Raw genomic sequence first — 17,521 nt, 5'->3', positions numbered from 1 at the left:
TCCCGAACGCACCCGCTTCGCCGGCGACTACCAGTCCGTGTTCGCTTGTCGGCGTCGGCTCGCGGCCTCGATCAAACGCACCTGGGTGGTGATGAGCTCCTCGGCGGTGGTGCCCCATTTCTCGCCGGCGAGGTGGCCGGCCACCTCCATCCCGACGATCCCGTGGGCGCTGGTGAGCAACAGCGCGCCGTAGTGCCGGGCGTCGCGGTCGCCGACCAGTTCGCCGATGATCGCCAGGAACTCGTCCTGGTTGCGGCCCGCCGCCTGCAACAGCGCCGCCGGGTCGCCGGCCGGGGCGGTGAACATCAGCTGGTACAGATGCGGCCGGCCACGTCCGACCGCGATCAGGCCGGTCACCGCGGCGTGCAGCCGCTCGGAGGGAGTGAGAGCCGCATCCGTCCGCAGATCGCGGGTCTCGTCGGTGAGCCGATCCCAGGCCTCGGCTGCGACGGCGGTCAACAGGCTGTCCTTGTCGGCGAAATGCCGGTACGGCGCGCCGCGGCTCACCCCCGCCCGCGCACCCACCTCCCGCAAGGTCACGGCCTCGGGGCCGCCCTCGTCGAGCAGGTCGGCCGCCGCATCCAGCAGGGCGCGCCGGGTGGCGGCGGCTGACTCGACGCGGCTGACCATGGCGACAGCGTACCGAGGCCTTCAGTTGACAATGTCATCTGAAGGCAGGATAGTAGTTCAGGTGACAACGTCATCTGAAACTCGTGAGTGCGTCATCGTGACGGGCGCGTCGGTCGGCATGGGTGCGGCCACCGCGCGGGAATTGGCTCGCCGCGGCTTCCACGTGCTGGCCGGGGTACGCCGCGACAGCGATGGCGACGCCATCCGCGACACCGGCATCGAACCGGTCATCCTCGACATCACCGACCAAGACCAGATCAGGAACCTGGCCGACCGGTTCCGAGGCACGCTGCGTGCCGTGATCAACAACGCCGGCGTCGCCGCCAACGCCCCGGTCGAGACTCTGCCGCTCAGCGAATGGCGGCGCTCCTTCGAGGTGAACCTCTTCGGCCATGTGGCCGTCATCCAGGCATTTCTGCCCGCCCTGCTCCGGAGCAAAGGGCGGATCGTCAACATCAGCTCGGTGGGCGGAAAGGTAGCGATGGCCAGCTACGGGGCATACGCGGGGAGCAAGTTCGCGCTGGAGGCGATGAGCGATGCCCTGCGCCGGGAGCTGGCGCCGCATGGCGTCCAAGTGGTCGTCGTGGAGCCCGGCGGCGTCAAGACCGAGATGTCGGATCGCGGTATCGCCACCGCCAACCGGCTGGCCGCCGAGATGACTTCGGAACAGCGGGAACGCTACGGCCCGATGATGCAGGCGATCGTGTCCCACACACGAGCCTTCACCGAGGCCGGCCTGCCCGCCGACCGGGCGGCTCGGGTCATCGCCGACGCCGTCACCGACCGGCGACCCCGAACTCGTTACACGATAGGCCGGGACGCCGCGACATTGACCCGCCTCACCCGGATCCTTCCCGACCGGCTGTTGGACCGCGTCGTAGCCGCCAACCTCCGCCCCCACTACCCCGGACGTCAATGAAGCCCTCTCTGCTGGTACGTCGGGGTGAGCTCCGCCCAGCGCGCACGCCAGGTCGGCTCCGGCGCCTGTTCGCTCCACGGCTCGGGACCGGCCGCCCCCTCGCCCCCGAGCGACCGCGCGAGATCCTCGAGGTGGGCCTGCCATCCGGCGCCGTAGAAGTGGAGGCGTTCCTCGGGAAGGCCGCGCTCCTCGACTACCAGGCGTGTCCTGGGGCCTTCCTCGGTCAGCCACGCCTCGATCTGGGTCTCGTCCTCGGTGCCCGGCTCCGCGGTGAGCATCAAATGGTGGGGCTTCTCGCAGACGTCGATGCGACCAGGACCCGTCCAGGTGCTGGTGAAGACGGCGTGGAACGAGCCACCGACCCGCAGGTCACCGGTGACCTTGGCGATCCAGCGGGCGAGCCGCTCCGGATTCGTGCACGCCTCCCACAGGTCGTCGATGTCGGTGTCATAGATGTCCTCGACGCGCACCGCACCGCGCCCTCCGTCGAGCGACCGCATATTTCCGACGATCTTCACTTCCGCTCCTTCTTTCCTCGGGCGATCTCCGTGTGCAGGGCGTCGAGTCGGTTCTGCCAGAGCGCTCGGTACGGCTCCAGCCACTGATCCACCTCGACCAGGGCCTCCGGCCGAAGGGTGTAGATGCGGCGCTGCGCGTCCTGCCGGACGTCGACCAGCCCGACCTCCCGCAGCACTCGCAGGTGCCGGGACACCCCTGGGCGGGCGATCGGAAGCGCCGCCGCAAGCTCGCCGGCTGTCGCCGGCTGACTGCGGAGGATCTCGAGCACTGTGCGCCGGCTCGGGTCGGCCAGCGCCTGCAATAACTCATCCATGATGCTCAAGAGCGTAACCTGATGGGTACGTAACAGCAAGGGTACATAACAGGGTGACGGCGAGGGAGGCGACTTCTCAGAATTTCCGCACGGCGGCCGATCGGAACAACATGTCCCATGGCTCGCTCACGACGGCCCCGGACGGCCGATGGTTCGGCGCCGGCCGCAGCATCGCCGCCGACGGGTTCACGGCCGGAGCCGAAGCGACCGCCAACGCCGTCGCCGGCCGGCCGGACCCCGGCCTCATCCTGGTCTTCGCCCGGGACCGTGCCGACATGCAGCCGCTGCTCGACGGGGTCAGGTCACGTTCCGGGGGAAACGCCAAGATCGCCGGGTGCTCGACCATCGAGCCGATGGCCGCCTCGGACGATCCGGCCACTTTCGCGGTGTCGGTCGTGGCGTTCGGCGGTAACGGATTCGGCTACGAGATCGAAGTGGCGCGTGATGTCGAGGGCAACGAACGTTCCGCCGGCAGTCTCGCCGCGGCCGGGCTGGCCCGGCTGGATCACCCGCACAAGGTCCTCCTTCTGTTCATCGACGCCACGCTGAACGGCAACGTGGAGATCGTGCGCGGCGCCTACGGGACCGCCGGCGCGGCCGTGCCCTTGGTCGGCGGCCTGGCCAGCGACGACTGGCAGTTCGACCGGACCTGTCAGTTCGCCGGCGACAGCAACGGCGTAGAGGTGTTCAAGGACGTTGTGGTCGGCGTTGCCATCGGGTCGCCGCAGCCGGTCGGGCTGGGCGTGGCGCACGGCTGGCGACGCTCGGGCGACCCCATGGTGGTCACCGACAGCGACGGCCTCAAGGTGTACGAGTTCGACAACGAGCCGGCCCTGGACGTGTTCCTCGCTCGGGTCGGCCTGGACGAGTCGGTGCTCGCCGGGTCGGATTCGTTCCGTCTGGCGGCGCTGGAGTATCCGCTGGGCGTGGCCACCCGGTCCGGCGAGGAGATCCGCGTCATCCAGGGCGTGGACCTCACCGACCGCTCGGTGTTGTGCTCGGCCGGCATCCCGCAGGGTGGCCTGGCCTGGCTGATGGAGGGCGACCCCGACTCGCTCGTGGCCGGCGGCACGGATTCCTGCCAGCAGGCGGTGCGGACGCTCGGCGACGCCACGCCGATCGGCTTGCTGACCTTCGACTGCGCCGTACGCCGTCGCGAGCTCGGCCCCGCCGGGGTGCGCCGCGAGTTCGCCGAGATCGAACGGATCTTCCCCGGCGTACCCTTCGGCGGCTTCTACTCGTACGGCGAGATCGCCCGATTCCGTGGTGCCACCGGCATGCATCACCTGACGATGGTCTCCCTTGCACTCGCCTGATCCGAGCCCGTCGCATCATTGGTCGACGCTGCAGCTCACCGAGTTCTGCACCGTCCTGACCGGCAGCACCGACGAGGACCAGGTTCTTCAACTGGCCGCCGAACGGGCGAGTGAGGCTCTCGAGGCGGAGATCGCCGCGGTGGTCATCGATGGCAAGGTGCGGGCCCACTGGGGCTTGGCCGACGAGGTGGCCGCGAGCCCGGCGCTGCTGGGCATCGGATCGGCGCGGTCGATGCACCTGCCCGGGCTGGGCGAGACGCACGCGTTCGCCGCTCGCCTCGGCCGCGGCACCCGGGATTTCCTGCTCGTCGGCCGACTCGACCTGGCCCTGGCCGGCCCGGAACGCCAGACCGTGCAGGCCATGGCCCAACTGCTGAGCCTGATACTGCGAAACTTGCGGGCGCTGACCGCGGAGCGGTCGCTGCGCGAGCAGGAACAGGTCCTGCTTCGCGACAAGGAACGCGAGGCCGCGGAGCGGCTCCGGCTTCTGGATGAGGTACGCACCCGGCAGCGCCTGCTCGAAGAACTGCTCACCATCCAGCGGGCGGTGTCGGCCCGGCGCCCGCTCGCCGAGGTGCTCGACGCTGTGACCGCGGGCGCGGCCGAACTGCTGGACCACCGTCCGGTGCTGCTGGTGCTGGCCGAGTCCTCGGCGGCACAGGTGCTGACGATCGTCTCCGGCGACGACTCGCGCGCGCCGCAAGATCACGAAGCCGTCCTGCAGGTCGCCGGCCAGTCGATCGCCACCGGATCGCACGCCTCCGCCAATGCGGTCGTGGACACTCCGACGGGACGGATCCGGCTCACCGCCGCACCCGTGTCGGTCGGCCGCGAGATCGCGGGGAGCCTGGTCGCCGTGCTCGACGACGACGCCGGGACGGAGGAGCACGACCTGCTCGTCGCGTTTGCCCAGCAGGCCAGCCTCGCGCTCACCGATGCCCGGACCGTCGAGGCGGTCACGCAGGCGCACCACGATCCGGTGACCGGCCTGCCCAACCGGACGCTGTTCCTGGAACGGCTCCGCGGGGCCCTGAACGAGCGCCGCGACGACGTCGTGCTGTTCATCGACCTCGACCGGTTCAAGGCAGTGAACGACAGCCTCGGCCACAGCGCCGGCGACGCCCTGCTGGCGGCCGTGTCACGCCGTATCGCCCAGAGTCTGCGGCCCACCGACATAGCCGCCCGGATCGGCGGTGACGAGTTCGCCGTACTGCTGCGGGATATCACCCTGATCGACGCGGTCGCGGTCGCCGAAGGCCTCATCGACTCGCTCCGCCAGCCGTTCCGCATCGCCTCCCGCGACGCCCTCATCGGCGCCAGCGTGGGGGTGGCCGCTCGCCAGCCGGCTGGCGACACCGCCGAGGACCTGCTCAGCAACGCTGATGTCGCGATGTACATCGCCAAGAAGCGCGGCGCCTCGCAGGCCGTGGTCTTCGAGCCACAGATGCTCGCGGAGACCGTCGCCCGGGTCGACCTCATCTCCGACCTGCAACGCGCCCTGCACCAGGGCGATCTGCGCCTGCACTACCAACCGCTGATGGACCTTCGCACGTTGCAGCCGGTCGGCGTCGAGGCGCTCATGCGGTGGACCTGCCCGCGCCGCGGAGTCGTTCCGCCGGCCGAGTTCATCGGGATCGCCGAGGAGAGCGACCTCATCGTGGACATGGGGCTCTGGGCGCTCCGTGAGGGAATCCGCCGGCTCGCACGTTGGAGGGATGACTTCCCGGCGCTCAGATTGAACCTGAACATCGCACCCCGGCAGCTCCTCGATCGGGACTTCGTCGCCCACGTGACCGAAACCCTGCTCATCGAGGGAGTTCCGGCCGACGCGCTGACGCTCGAGCTCACCGAGACGGCGATGATCAGGGATCCCGAGAAGGCCGGACACCAGATCACCCGCCTCAAGGAGCTGGGTTTGAAGGTCGCGGTGGACGATTTCGGTACGGGCTATTCGTCGTTGTCCTACCTGCGAAGGTTCCCGGTGGACGAACTGAAGATCGACCGATCGTTCATCAGCTCCATGAACCACAGCGCCGAGGACCTCTCGGTGGTGCGCGCGGTGATCGACCTGGCCGAGGCGTTACGGCTGCAGACAGTCGCCGAGGGAATCGAAGACGACGAGCAGCTGGCAACGCTGCGCCGGCTGGGTTGCCGCATCGGCCAGGGCTACCTCCTGGGCCGCCCACTCCCCACGGACGAGGCCCACGCCCACCTACACGCCGCTGGTTCTCCCCAAACGCTGACCGCACCCACCGCGCAGTGACCGCAACCGGCGCACCCCGGCTCGCGCTTCCGCGAGCAGGGGGCCGCAATGCCGTGGAGGTCCTTACTGCTTACTTGAACCCCGCCGACGACCTGACGAGGCTGCGCGAGTGCCTCTCCGAGTTCATGCTTCCACCGCATCCTCGACTGCACTGGCCTACCGGCCGAGCACTGGACTAACCTCTTAGCTAAGGAGGTCGTCATGCCCGAGGCAGCCGCGCAGTTCAACATCCACGATGCGAAGACCAACCTCTCGCGGATCATCGATCGCGTGGAGCACGGCGAAGAGATCATCATCAGCCGCGCCGGCAAACCGGTCGCCAAGGTGATCCCGCTGAATCGCAGGGTCGACCGGGCCGGCCGAGGCAGCCTCGCCGGCCAACTCACGATGGCCGACGACTGGGACTCTCCCGACGTGAACGAGGCCATTGCGCGAGACTTCGGGCTCGCTTGATGGGCCTGCTCCTCGATACCCACGTCGTGCTGTGGTGGCTGTCCGACGATCCCACGCTCGCCGCTGAGCTCAAGGACCGACTTGACCACGAACCAGACGTCCACGTCAGCGCCGTAACGATCTGGGAGGTAGCGATCAAACAGTCGATCGGCAAACTCAAGCCGGACGACCTCCCCGAGCATGTACGCGACAGCGGCTTCCGCCATTTGGACATCACCGCTGAGCACGGCATCGCAGCGGCCCGGCTACCCCTGCTGCACCGCGACCCGTTCGATCGAATGCTGATAGCCCAGGCAAGAACAGAAAACCTGACACTGGTCACCCGCGACGCCGAGATCGCAAAATACGACCTGGACATTCTGACGGCATAGCGCCGACATGAAAGGCGCGGCCCCGAGGCCACCACACCGACCGCACCACACCGACCGCACCACCGCGACGCGGGGCGTCCGGGGGCTCGGCCCCCGGAGCAGGAATACCGAAACGGCCCCCGGCTCGCGCTTTCCGCGAGCAGGGGGCCGCAATGCCGTGGAGGTGCTGTTGGCTTACTTGAACTCCGCCGGGGACCTTGCAAGGCTCCGCGCCGCTTCCAAAGAGCTGTGACGTGCCGGGCCGGACAGACCCATGGGGAACATACGTCCCCGCGGTTCCTGCAAATCCTCGGTAGCGGCGCTCAAGCCGGGTCGCCCGTTCTAGGATGCAGACGCCTCCCCGAAGGTGGCGGAGAGCATGTGCCGCCACGGTCGCCCTGCGGGGCCTCCGCCAAGCGACCGCGATGCCCGGGCTATTCTCGGCATACCAGAGAGGAACGCCAACTTGTCCGTCCTTTGTGCGATCCTATGCAGCCCGCCCACTACGACAGGAATGCGCACAATGCGACAATTGCAGGTGGCGGCAGAGCTGCTTCATTGTGAAGAAATTGCTGTGGCTAACGTGTTCGGTCTACAAACCACAGATCTGCCGTCAATCAACATTCTCGGACAGTCAGTAGATGGATGGCTTAAAGCCAGACCGCTCCTCATGGCCAGCATCGAGCAGTCAACGGAGGTTTTGGCCGGGTGGGGTGTAAGTCCACTTCAAGGGGCAGCGAAGCGCAACCACCAGGCCCAAGTCGCGTGGATAGCCGAGCACCTCTTCTTCAATAACAAAAAACGAGTTTGGTGCATAGGTGGACGCCCTCGTCATCCGTCACGCTGGCATCAGTACGTGAGCGACAAGCACGGTCGAACGGCCGGCGGCAGCTTTCAGGATCGAATCCGCCAAGTTCTACTCCCCACGCCCATATCAGCGGATGGCCGAATTGTCTGGGACGAAAGCTCCCTCAGTAGTCAACGCTTGACACAAAGGGTATAGCGCTGGACTGAGCATGCCCAACTATCCCGTTCGCCTCAAAGAGAATCAGACTCGAGAGCCACGCTTCCTATATCCCCAGACCGCCGCCGCCGAAAATCGTTAATGCAACCGCGTGACCCGATTGAGAGCCTCGCATTAGCTCTCGTCATGCATTTCGATGTCGAAGCCAAGCCGCAGAAACCCATCCTTGAGTCGGTTTATAGTGCCGGGATCGAGAGGCGCCACCTGGTTTCGGGCTCTCCACTCGGCCAACGCATCGTAAATGCAGTGGCGGAAGTAATTCACCAATCCATTCTCATCAATCGAAGCGACATGCGGGTGATTTAGGTTGATCACAACCAGCACACGATCAGGCTGGGCAGACTCACTAACCATGTACGGATCATTATGACTCTTATTGCTGTCAAGTACGCCACGCACGCTTATCTCTCGCTCACGGAACATCAGCGTCGCCACGATGTCAGCGTCCGAGGTTTCGGTTTCCGAGAGAAGCGCTTGATCATCGGCTGCAATCTCCTCGGGAGACGGAAGGTCATCCTCGATCAAGTCTGCCATCTCAGGCGACTTCAGCTCCGTCTCGACGGCCTTAGCCGCGACCTGGATAGCAGCTTGCGCAAGCTGCTTCCTCTTTCGAGTTCTTTTCGCCACGTCACGATACTCGCCGCAAATCTCTCGCAGCTTGTCCTGAACCTGGTCCTCTTCATCGCCGGCCCAGTGAATATCGTCCTTTGTATGGCTAACTTCGAACTCGTCCAGATGGATCTCTCCCACTAGTCGCTGATTAACCAGGTCGTTAGAGCCCTGCGTCTGGCCATACAGCGACTCCGGATGCCAGGCGTCTGGCCACGTCTGCACCATCCTGCCTTGATGAATCATCGCGAAGCCGGCTTTAGGCCGACCGCCGGTGTCGAGAACTCCCGTCCAGCCCCACACGCGCTTGCCATCAACCGTGAACTCGAAGTCCTTTCGGTACTCCGTGCCGCCGGAGTCCTTTAGAAAGGTCCAATCAATATGCCATTGGAGAGCAACGTTCTGCCATTCGAGAACCATGATCTTGCGGTCGATATCAAGCCGATACATACCAGTGAGAAACTCTTTGATCTTGCCAAGTGTACGCCCCTGAGGCTTGCGGTTAAGTCTGGTGATCTCTATCCGGGTATAGTGCGCTGCCGGATCCAGATCGCTGACATGGCTCTCTTCGAGCTCGTCGCGGCCTTCGGCGACAGCCTCGACGTCAACCTTAACCGTAAACTCAACAGTTTCGCCCAGCTTCTTCGTTACAATACTCCAGTTGTTTCCATACCAACAAGCAGCCATCTTCATACCTAGCCCATAACGCGACCGACCAGAGGGGTCCTCAGGCGGAACTCCCACCCTGAGCGCCCGTGCGAGCTCATCCCGACTCATTCCCATCGCGTTATCACTGATTCTGATTAATCCGTCGTCCTCGCGATCATAGACGATACTTACGACTAACCCAGTACCCTCCTCTTTGTAGACCTTGTCCAGGGCAGCCTTATTGTTAAAGTACGATTGGGTAGAATTGTCAACGAACTCACCCAAGGCATGCCAGGCGCTGTACGGCAAACGCTTGTAGGATCGAAGGACATCCAAGCCAAGCTGGAGTTTGATTGACATCTCAACGCCTTCCGATAGAGATAAAAGCTAGGGTACCGTCGTCTCTCACAACTAAATCAGCCGACGTTAGTTCGGCGAGCACATCACCTTTTTGCGCCTGCAGCATGACAGCGTCATTCAGTTGAATCTTCTTCCAGACACTCACGTTGCCTAGGTAAGATATCTGCAATGGCTCGTCCACCGCGCCGGGAAGCGCCGCTGGGCTGTGAACACGCCACAGGCGACGGAGCTTGTGTCGGCTACATCTCGTAAGAATTTCCCCAGGCGGCTCAGGCTGGTAGCCGTTCAGCCGAAGCAGCAGTCGAGCATTTGGGTCACGGAACGGCTCCACAATTGCCAGCCGCACGTCGATAGCGGCGAGTGGCTCCCCCCATGCAGTGGACGGCGTATCAACGACGACCAGTACCCCTGGGGAAACTCCACGCATCATCGCTTCAAGTCGATCCGCGTCGAGGTCTGTCGAGGTTCGAGCCAGCGCGGCCGCATGGTACGCACCGTAGTTTGCAGTGCGGAACACTTCGACTTGGGGGATAACGTGATGACGAAGGTCATGATGGGAGAGCTCGATTTCAACCACCCACCACTGACGGTACCGAAAGTCGATTAGCGCCAAGTCGGGGCGCTTCGTCGTGCCGTCCTCTCCAGTGACGTCGGCCCTAAAAGGAACGACCTTCCAGCGTGGATATATTAATGGCGCCCGATCAACAACGACCGCCTCATAGTCGCGTTCGTACCAACTCCGCGAGTTGACAGATTCAAACCAAGTCGAGTCAAGAACTACGCGAGCCAATGATCGAACCCCTAATTCCCCAGCCAACGTATATCGTCGGCGCCCTCAAGGTTTACCTCTTCCGCACGTAGACGAACAGCTTCCGGCTCACTCGCATAAATCGTATAGATGGATGATCGAGACTTATTGGGCGCAGGCCGAAGAACTCGACCGAGCCGTTGAATCCTCTGCCGAGTACTGGCAGTGGATGCCGCAATAACCGCCATGCTGGCATTTGGAACATTGATACCTTCGTCCAGAGCCCGGCACGTCACAAGAACATCGATTTCGCCACGTCGGAACATCCGGAGGTTATGCTGCCGAATCGCGGGACCGAGGCCACTATGGTAGGCAGCGGCCCGGTGGCCCCGGTTGAGGAGAGCTTGCGTCAAAATATTGGCCGCATCGATTTGCTCATGAAAGACGATAGACCGCTCTCGGCGATGCTTGCCAACGAGCGTGACTGCGGCCGGCAGCCGGAGTTCTGCACTATTGCTGACTCGAGCGCGATCCCGGAGTAGCCGATGTAGACGATCGTCTACATCGGCACCGGCTTCTCGCTTTTTCAACAGCGGAATGAGCCGCCGCGTGAGCTGGTTGTACTTTTCTTGCTCATCGGGCTTCATGGGAACTGAAACGTTGACTAGCTCGAACGGAGTGATGACACCGTCCGCCCGGGCTTGATTGTAGTCGTACTTATAGATCACCGGTCCGAGCGCTGGCACGACGACCTCTTTGAATAGGTCATCGAAGTCTCGGTCCGGAGTAGCAGACAAACCTAGCGTAGCCTGATGCCTGCCGGCGAGTGCTCGCGCATTTTCGGGACTGGCCGAACGGTGGCATTCGTCGACAATCAGCAGTGTTTTGCAGGAATCCGAAATGCTTTCGACAAGAGATCGCGCCGTATTTATGACCATAACGTTTACTGCTCTCGGCCTGCTGGCGCGTCGCCCCCCGCCATACGTCGCAATCTCACTTGGCAAGACGCCAAGGTCATCAACCAAGCCGACCACCCACTGATCGAGCAGCGCCACCGTTGGAACCACGATAATGGTTACAACGTCGGGATTCCGTCGGCGCGCTTCAACCATGCAGGCGAAAGCGAAAAAAGTCTTGCCGCCACCTGTGACAACAGCAGTCACACCTCGGCATCCGTCGTTGACCCACGCCATCAAGGCTTCCTGCTGCCATGGCCTCAGGTCGGCCTTCAGACTCCAGTGCCCCGAGGTCGGCATTTGACCCCCTCTTGCCGATGTCCCGATCGGTTAGTCACACAGTTGGGAAGAGCTACGAAGGAATTTCTCAAAGCTTCGCTAGAAGAGGGTCAATTCTCCGTCGCCCTCCTCGCCGAGTATAGGGGGCATAACCAACCCCGCAGCAACTCCTTCGTCGGTCAAGGCGATCTGGTCGCCACTGAAGCGGCCGACCGATCCGCGGATGTAGTCGATATCCAGATCGCACGACAGCCAGTTCCTGCCCAATCCATCTGCAACCTCGCCAGTTACATTACTCCCACCAAATGGGTCAACGATAAGGTCGCCGTCGTCGGTGAGGAACCTTACGAAAAAGTCCGGGACAGCTTTTGGAAACCGAGCCGGATGGCGTCGAATATTGTTTGTACGACAGAAGTCGTGGTAGGGGTCAGTCGAGTTAGTGTTCCCCAGATCGAGCATGTTATCGAGCGCCCCAAACGATTCGACACTCTCGGCCGCCTCAATGACATTAGGCGGTATGGCGCCACCCAAATCCCGAGCCCAATTTTTGCCGATCTTGTGCTCCGACGGGCGTTCTCCGTCGTTGTAAGTACCGCGCTTGATCATCTTCTGCATTGCAGTACTGTACGGCTTGAGCACCTTACGGTTATCCGCTTTCGGACGCTCGGTTTTACTCAGCCACCAAATGTTGTTTACGGCGTCCTTCACCCGATTCCGCTCTATGGTCGCCCATTGGCGAGGTCCGGGCAGCTTCGCGCGGTTGAACCAGTAAAAGTCCTCAGCGAGGTGGAAACCGAACTTGTCGTGAAGGTTGATTAGAAGTCGGTATTGATACAAGGACCGCGTTGGTGAACCCGGTAGCCAGGCACCACCGAGGTCGATGACGAAGCTGCCGTCGTGACGTAGAACCCGCTTAACTTCCTCTGCGAATGGCGCAAACCATTCTATATACTCATCTTCGGGTTGGTTTCCGTAGCTTTTCTTCCGAGTTAGGGCGAAAGGGGGTGATGTTAAGACTAGGTTGACGGTCTCGTTGCCTATGCCAGCCAACATGTCGAGCGCGTCGCCCTGCCACATTGAACCCAGAGACGTCTGGTACATCCGTACCACCGGCGCGCGCACTAGTTGTCCGCCTCCTACCAGCGAATCACCGGCGGCTCGGGCCGGTACTCAGGGGCAACTGCGTGCCAGATGCTACCTCCCTGGCACTTCTGCCCGGTGGGCGCGTCCCCTCCCCAGATCCGCGTCGCCATCGTTTGACTGTTGCCAGGGACGGCGACGCTGCGCAGGTCCTCTTCTAGAACGTTCTGGCAGGCCAGCGCCTTGGTTGAGGTAATGATCTTGGTGCGTCACCCTTGGCGGTTCGTGTCTGCGCGCCGGGGAGTTTCAGGAGGAACCCTGTGCTCGCTTCGCCGAGGCAAGCCGTATGAGATTCGCCCGTTGATGTGCGGCGTCAGGTCCGCCGTCCTTATAAGGCTCATCCCAGTCCACTCTCTTAGTCCTGGGAGGTTGAGGCGCATCGTTCCGGGCCAGAACTAACGCGCAATCGCGTGACGTGGCTTGTCCCTTGGTATCGCCCCAAATCCTGCTGACCTTATTCTGAACCGGCAGATGGTCCTCAATCATTTCAACCAACTGTAGACCCGTTTCGGGACCTACATCCTTCCAGATTTGAGCAGCCAGGGGTAGGGGCTCCTTGCCACGGTCGGCAACATCACCGATGACAAATACCGCAATTCCTTCCGGCTTCAGTACGCGACGAGCGCTGGAAAGCGTCTTCTGCAGGAAGACCTTGTAGTTCTGGTACGTATGTCCATGGTCCAGCTTGGAGTCGAGCGTTTTCCGGCCAGCACCTCGCTCTCTCCCGACCTCCTCGACTCCAAGTAGCCACAACCGAATCCAGTTTGCGGTTCCGTAGTTGACGACCTGGAGATACGGCGGAGAGGTAACTATGAGATCCACTGATTTCTCGCCGACGCGCCTGCCAGCCATTAGGTTCACAGCATCCGCGTGGTACGCGCGACCCGGGATGCCCTCGATATCGTCGAGATATAGCCGAGCAATCTTGTCGCGTAGACATTCGAAGACGTCTTGGTCGGGCGCCGACAGGCCATTTTCTATGATGTATTTCTGCACGTACGACGGCGACATACTGAAAGTGTTCGGCATACTGATACTCAGATACTGCGACGTTCCGTCCCGTCGAAACGACCCGTGCATTATGCCCGCGAGGGCTCCGCCGATCATGTATTTTTCGAGATCCCACTTTGTGAGGGCGTTACTCAAGAGATAGTCGCGGAGATAGCTGATTTGACGTAGGGTATTGGGATGGTACAGCATTCGAATATCGTCAGGAGCATCAACTTCTCGGACAAGGCCAGAGCGATACTTTCCCTGTAAGTCCTCGATACGCGACAAGACCGAACGCCACGAAGGAGGATTAGACTTCGCGCGTGACAAAACGTATGCCAGCGGATTCAGGTCGTTGCAGATCGCACGACGTCCCTCCACCCGGGCCTGAAGCGGCACCGTGCCACGACCGCTAAATGGGTCTAGGACCAGATCGCCGGGCCGAGAATGGCGCTGGATGAAGTAGTGGGCGACCTTCGCGGGGAACATCCCGTGGTATGAGCACATTGGATGCATCGAGTGGCCCCATCGCGGACTGACGCTGTGCCAAAGGGCGCCAGCGCTGGTGCTACCGCCGTCGATAGACTCCCGCTCTGGCGCGTCGAAGAAGGCCTTCGCGTGCCAATCGCCAGCTATTGTCATCCGAGATACTCCTGCAAGGATTTGGCCACACTTCTGAGCACGGGCTCCCGGGAGTAGCGGTAGATCTTGGCGAGGTTCTTCAACTCGTCGCTACTCGTGTGATCGATCGGGCCGGCCACTGCTCCGACCGAACCGTGGGCTGTCGCCGCTGTTGCCTCGCTTATAGCAGAGGCGTTTACCGGATAAGTAGCGGGAAGCGGAGTCGCTGAGCTAGCGATGGGAGAGATCTTTGAACCGCCGAGTGAGCGAGATGCTGCTGGTGAGCCGGCAGCAGCCGGTGGGGCGAAATAGTTGGCCGCACGGCGTAATCCTAGGTCCCGTTTGATCGTGCGGACCTCTTCCCCGACACGATACATCTCGGCAGGTAAAGCGTCGGTGACTGATTCCACCATCTTGATGGGGTATTTCGTCGTGGCTCCTTGCTGATATTGAGCTGCAACATGAGCCATCCACTTCTCCGCCGACTGCCCGTCACTGAAGTGCTCTTCAATCACGTGGCGCAGACCCGCTGCGGTCAAGCGCAGCCAAGCGTACGGATTTGATGATGGAAAAACATCAACATCCATGAGCGTAACTAAACTTCGGAACAGACCTCCCCTTTGCAAGAGTCGCCACACGCCGGTGTAGTTGCGGAGTGTGGCGGGAGAAACTCCAATGTATCGAGCGATATCTGTCTTCTTTACATGCTCAGCCTTGTGGAGATGTTCTACAAGTCCCGCGAGCTGGCTCGGAAGCAGATCTTGATATACGTCGGTCTGATAGCGAATTTCGAACCTTCGCTCAAAACTAACTACGTACGACGTAACAGTCTTAAAGCGATCCTGATTCCGCTTTCGGATGGAGCGTATGGCGTTTAGGCGAATGATCCCATCAACTACTAAGTACCCGCCTTCCGGCAACGGAGCTACCTTGATTGGTTCCGCCAGGCCGATCTCCTCGATCGACGACCTAAGTCGCTCCTCGAACTGCTTTGCACTTCCAGATCGGCTTAACTCGGGGCTTACGAAAAGGTCATCTATTGCGATTTCCACAAGCTTCATTCTGCGGCCACACCCACTCTTATGCCGTCTCTATTGGTAAACGACCTTGGTAGCCGAGCCGCTAGTTGACGTAGACGGTCTTTCGTGGGAGCAGCTGGCAGATCGTTCAGAACGCTGCATGCCCAGGCGATTATCAACGTCCGCTTATCTCTGTATTCGTCCCCAAGGGCCACGAGGCGGCTCCACCCGATAGCCACGAAGAGCTCGTCTAGGTCCCTCGCGGAAATCGTGTACTCGGATACGGCCGAAACTACCGCGGCGCGATCCTCAATACATACGTGGCGGGCTATGACGGCATGCAATGCGAGGTTGACCTTGCCCGATTTTAGTGCAGCGACTTCACTATTGCTCGCTCCCTCCAACTGCGCTTCCAACCGGCGAACTGTAGAGGGCCTGACCCCGAAACGCTTAGCGACGTCTGCGGTTTCTTCTCCCGCTTGGCGTGCTCGCGCGATTAATAGGGCCCTGTCGACGGGCCGCATCTTAAGGCGAGCAACATTTTCAACGAGGAATTGCTGTACCTTTTGAGTTTCCGCGTACGCCTGATCTACAACGACCGCTGGGATCCGCGGAATCCCCAGTAGGCGACAAGCAAGAGTCCTTCCTTGGCCCTTGATTAGCAAGTAGTCGTTTGAACCATCTTCCGCTAATCGGACCGTTATCGGAGTCAATACGCCGAACTGCTCGATTGAGCGCTGTAGATCTAAGTGACCGTCCCGATCACGCTTGCGGCCGAGGCCGTCCTCCGGGCGGATACGCGCTACGTCTACCTCTTGGACTCTCAATCTAAGAGCAGACGACGTTTCCGTGGTTGTCGCCTCTCGACTACTCAGCCCGGCCGGCGCCGCGGCCCTGCCGGTCCTGATTGGCGTCTCGCCCACAGTAATCGACCCCCTAAATTACACCGGTGTGATGATGCCACACGCGCGTTCAACGGCACGCACCGTAGGCGTCTTGGTCGAAGTTCGTCACAAGTTGTCACTCCGCTGGGCACGTTGCGTGGCCAATCTGAACACCCACGTGTTCCTGGTCTTGCGACGGTCTAGCTCGGGAGCCGAACGCAAACTCCAAGGAGTCATCGGTGGCAAGACCCTCGACGAACGTAACCACGGCACCAAGGTCGCCGCGCCGCTGCCGGGCGTTCGCCAGCCGCTGCGCTCAGTGTTTTCAAGGCTCGTATGGCCAACCAGATCGCCGACACATCTGGCCACTGGCGGACCAGCCAGCCCTCCGCGCGGCGCGCCGACGTTCCGAACGGCGATGCCGGCCTGGATCGCGATCGCTTGCTGGTTCCTCGACACCAAGCGATTGTCCGCCCCACCATCGATCGCTGTAGCGCCCTGTGGATAACCGGGCCTGTCACCTTCTGCTGCGTGATCTCGAACGAGCGCGCTAGCGACTTGCGGGACGGATAGACGTGACCGGACGTCTTGGCGGTCGCGGTGGTCCGAGGCCCTCCGCATGCACAGGCTTAGAAGAAGCCGGTATCCAGATCGCGAAAGCATTGGGACACCGGCGTCTCAAGGCCCGGTCGCATGCGTGGTCAGAGCCGCGTGCGACCGGGCTGTCTGCCTCGCCGGCTCAAGGCGAGCCTCACGGCTTGTCGACCAGACCCGCTCAAATGAGTCGAGATATGTAGTCGCCATGCCCTGGCCGCTTCGCTGCCGCAGGTGGAAAACCGGGGCGTGGGACGCTGGGTGCCCGTACACGTGCGCGTTTACGAGGATCTCGTCGTCGGCCCGATAGATCGAGTTGTAGAGCACCGTGTCATGGAGCCGCAGTTCGGCGCCGGCCTCGACGACGGGACGGAATCCGACGAACGCGGTGCGGATGCGGGCGCTCATGCCGTCGTCGATGCCCTCCTCGGATCCTCGGCCGGCGACCTGGAGGCCGCTTGGTTGCCCGAGGGCGATTCGTACCCGCACGCCCGCCTTGACCTGATCGCGGAGGATTGCAGACACGCCGGGGTCCTCGGCCAGGAAGAGCGCGCTGTACGCGAGGATTCCGATCTCCCGCTCAGCGCCCGTGAACAGGTGCAGCCACGCGTCCGCCGGAACGGCGGCCCGATGAGGATGGATAGTCCGAATCTCATCCGGCCGGGCGGCCGGCTCGATGGGCTGAGGCATGTTGGGCCAGAGATCACGTGTCGACCAACCTGTCAGCCGGGCGAGGGCGTTGCGATGTCGCGGATGGGGCTTACGGCCGCTTATCCAGCACCTGACGGTCTTCGGGTCGACGCCGAGTTGGACGGCTACGTCGACATCGTTCATGCCTGCGGCTCGCAGAGCTCGGGCTAGAGGCTCGTTCACGCAACGACTCCGA

16 protein-coding genes are annotated in these 17,521 nt (G+C 62.2%); 5 read left to right on the top strand and 11 right to left on the bottom strand.

Annotated features, from left to right (window positions below; translation table 11 throughout):
• Positions 1-27 precede the first annotated feature (27 nt).
• Complete coding sequence (locus ACQPZX_RS05425; RefSeq protein ID WP_433375167.1) at positions 28-630, bottom strand: TetR/AcrR family transcriptional regulator; 603 nt, start codon at positions 628-630, stop codon at positions 28-30.
• A 31-nt stretch (positions 631-661) separates the two neighbouring features.
• On the opposite strand from ACQPZX_RS05425, the gene ACQPZX_RS05420 reads away from it, so the two are divergent.
• Positions 662-1,549 carry an SDR family oxidoreductase gene (locus tag ACQPZX_RS05420; RefSeq protein ID WP_433375164.1) on the top strand — a complete coding sequence of 296 codons (888 nt, stop codon included), beginning with the start codon at positions 662-664 and terminating at the stop codon, positions 1,547-1,549.
• On the opposite strand, the gene ACQPZX_RS05415 is transcribed toward ACQPZX_RS05420, so the two are convergent.
• Entirely contained in the window at positions 1,543-2,067 is a 525-nt protein-coding gene (locus ACQPZX_RS05415) for an SRPBCC family protein (protein ID WP_433375161.1), read from the bottom strand. The two genes, ACQPZX_RS05420 and ACQPZX_RS05415, sit on opposite strands and share 7 nt — an antisense overlap.
• Entirely contained in the window at positions 2,064-2,381 is a 318-nt protein-coding gene (locus ACQPZX_RS05410) for an ArsR/SmtB family transcription factor (protein ID WP_433375158.1), read from the bottom strand. The genes ACQPZX_RS05415 and ACQPZX_RS05410 overlap by 4 nt, the downstream gene beginning before the upstream one ends.
• Positions 2,382-2,434: 53 nt before the next feature.
• On the opposite strand from ACQPZX_RS05410, the gene ACQPZX_RS05405 reads away from it, so the two are divergent.
• The 4 genes from ACQPZX_RS05405 (at position 2,435) to ACQPZX_RS05390 (ending at position 6,784) form a co-directional block, all read left to right on the top strand.
• Positions 2,435-3,697 carry an FIST signal transduction protein gene (locus ACQPZX_RS05405; RefSeq protein ID WP_433375155.1) on the top strand — a complete coding sequence of 421 codons (1,263 nt, stop codon included), beginning with the start codon at positions 2,435-2,437 and terminating at the stop codon, positions 3,695-3,697.
• The gene (locus ACQPZX_RS05400) at positions 3,684-5,960 is read left to right on the top strand and encodes a putative bifunctional diguanylate cyclase/phosphodiesterase (protein WP_433375149.1); all 2,277 of its coding nucleotides are present in this window, start codon (positions 3,684-3,686) and stop codon (positions 5,958-5,960) included. Before ACQPZX_RS05405 ends, ACQPZX_RS05400 begins: the two co-directional genes overlap by 14 nt.
• Positions 5,961-6,161: 201 nt before the next feature.
• Positions 6,162-6,413: a type II toxin-antitoxin system Phd/YefM family antitoxin gene (locus ACQPZX_RS05395; protein WP_433375147.1), complete on the top strand. Its 252-nt coding sequence runs from the start codon at positions 6,162-6,164 to the stop codon at positions 6,411-6,413.
• Positions 6,413-6,784: a type II toxin-antitoxin system VapC family toxin gene (locus ACQPZX_RS05390; protein WP_433375144.1), complete on the top strand. Its 372-nt coding sequence runs from the start codon at positions 6,413-6,415 to the stop codon at positions 6,782-6,784. Before ACQPZX_RS05395 ends, ACQPZX_RS05390 begins: the two co-directional genes overlap by 1 nt.
• Before the next feature lie 1,117 nt (positions 6,785-7,901).
• Here the strand turns inward: ACQPZX_RS05390 and ACQPZX_RS05385 are convergent.
• The 8 genes from ACQPZX_RS05385 to ACQPZX_RS05350 form a co-directional block, all read right to left on the bottom strand.
• Complete coding sequence (locus ACQPZX_RS05385; RefSeq protein WP_433375141.1) at positions 7,902-9,404, bottom strand: ATP-binding protein; 1,503 nt, start codon at positions 9,402-9,404, stop codon at positions 7,902-7,904.
• Between the two features lies 1 nt (position 9,405).
• Positions 9,406-9,981 (bottom strand): hypothetical protein, encoded by a 576-nt coding sequence (locus ACQPZX_RS05380; protein ID WP_433375139.1) that lies wholly within the window; start codon positions 9,979-9,981, stop codon positions 9,406-9,408.
• A gap of 224 nt (positions 9,982-10,205) precedes the next feature.
• Positions 10,206-11,408, bottom strand: a complete 1,203-nt coding sequence (locus ACQPZX_RS05375) for a DEAD/DEAH box helicase (protein ID WP_433375136.1) — start codon at positions 11,406-11,408, stop codon at positions 10,206-10,208.
• Between the two features lie 78 nt (positions 11,409-11,486).
• Positions 11,487-12,488 (bottom strand): DNA-methyltransferase, encoded by a 1,002-nt coding sequence (locus ACQPZX_RS05370; RefSeq protein ID WP_433375133.1) that lies wholly within the window; start codon positions 12,486-12,488, stop codon positions 11,487-11,489.
• 285 nt (positions 12,489-12,773) lie between these two features.
• Complete coding sequence (locus ACQPZX_RS05365; protein ID WP_433385043.1) at positions 12,774-14,024, bottom strand: DNA methyltransferase; 1,251 nt, start codon at positions 14,022-14,024, stop codon at positions 12,774-12,776.
• 131 nt (positions 14,025-14,155) lie between these two features.
• Complete coding sequence (locus ACQPZX_RS05360; protein ID WP_433375130.1) at positions 14,156-15,190, bottom strand: ParB/RepB/Spo0J family partition protein; 1,035 nt, start codon at positions 15,188-15,190, stop codon at positions 14,156-14,158.
• Between the two features lie 5 nt (positions 15,191-15,195).
• A complete protein-coding gene (locus ACQPZX_RS05355; protein WP_433375127.1) occupies positions 15,196-16,080 on the bottom strand; it encodes a ParB/RepB/Spo0J family partition protein in 885 nt (294 codons plus the stop codon).
• 639 nt (positions 16,081-16,719) lie between these two features.
• Positions 16,720-17,469, bottom strand: coding sequence for an XRE family transcriptional regulator (locus tag ACQPZX_RS05350; protein WP_433375124.1), 750 nt, complete (start codon positions 17,467-17,469; stop codon positions 16,720-16,722).
• Positions 17,470-17,521: the final 52 nt, after the last annotated feature.

Source organism: Actinoplanes sp. CA-142083, from assembly GCF_050942195.1.
Classification (GTDB): domain Bacteria; phylum Actinomycetota; class Actinomycetes; order Mycobacteriales; family Micromonosporaceae; genus Actinoplanes.
The sequence above is the reverse complement of the archived record's forward strand: the minus strand, read 5'-3'. Positions and strand labels throughout refer to the sequence as shown.

What these genes read in the sequence shown, in the direction of transcription:
- ACQPZX_RS05425 (WP_433375167.1), bottom strand. Translation starts at nt 630, where the DNA reads ATGGTCAGCCGCGTCGAGTCAGCCGCCGCCACCCGGCGCGCCCTGCTG.
- ACQPZX_RS05420 (WP_433375164.1), top strand. Translation starts at nt 662, where the DNA reads ATGTCATCTGAAGGCAGGATAGTAGTTCAGGTGACAACGTCATCTGAA.
- ACQPZX_RS05410 (WP_433375158.1), bottom strand. Translation starts at nt 2,381, where the DNA reads ATGGATGAGTTATTGCAGGCGCTGGCCGACCCGAGCCGGCGCACAGTG.
- ACQPZX_RS05395 (WP_433375147.1), top strand. Translation starts at nt 6,162, where the DNA reads ATGCCCGAGGCAGCCGCGCAGTTCAACATCCACGATGCGAAGACCAAC.
- ACQPZX_RS05390 (WP_433375144.1), top strand. Translation starts at nt 6,413, where the DNA reads ATGGGCCTGCTCCTCGATACCCACGTCGTGCTGTGGTGGCTGTCCGAC.
- ACQPZX_RS05385 (WP_433375141.1), bottom strand. Translation starts at nt 9,404, where the DNA reads ATGTCAATCAAACTCCAGCTTGGCTTGGATGTCCTTCGATCCTACAAG.
- ACQPZX_RS05375 (WP_433375136.1), bottom strand. Translation starts at nt 11,408, where the DNA reads ATGCCGACCTCGGGGCACTGGAGTCTGAAGGCCGACCTGAGGCCATGG.
- ACQPZX_RS05370 (WP_433375133.1), bottom strand. Translation starts at nt 12,488, where the DNA reads ATGTACCAGACGTCTCTGGGTTCAATGTGGCAGGGCGACGCGCTCGAC.
- ACQPZX_RS05365 (WP_433385043.1), bottom strand. Translation starts at nt 14,024, where the DNA reads ATGTGCTCATACCACGGGATGTTCCCCGCGAAGGTCGCCCACTACTTC.
- ACQPZX_RS05350 (WP_433375124.1), bottom strand. Translation starts at nt 17,469, where the DNA reads ATGAACGATGTCGACGTAGCCGTCCAACTCGGCGTCGACCCGAAGACC.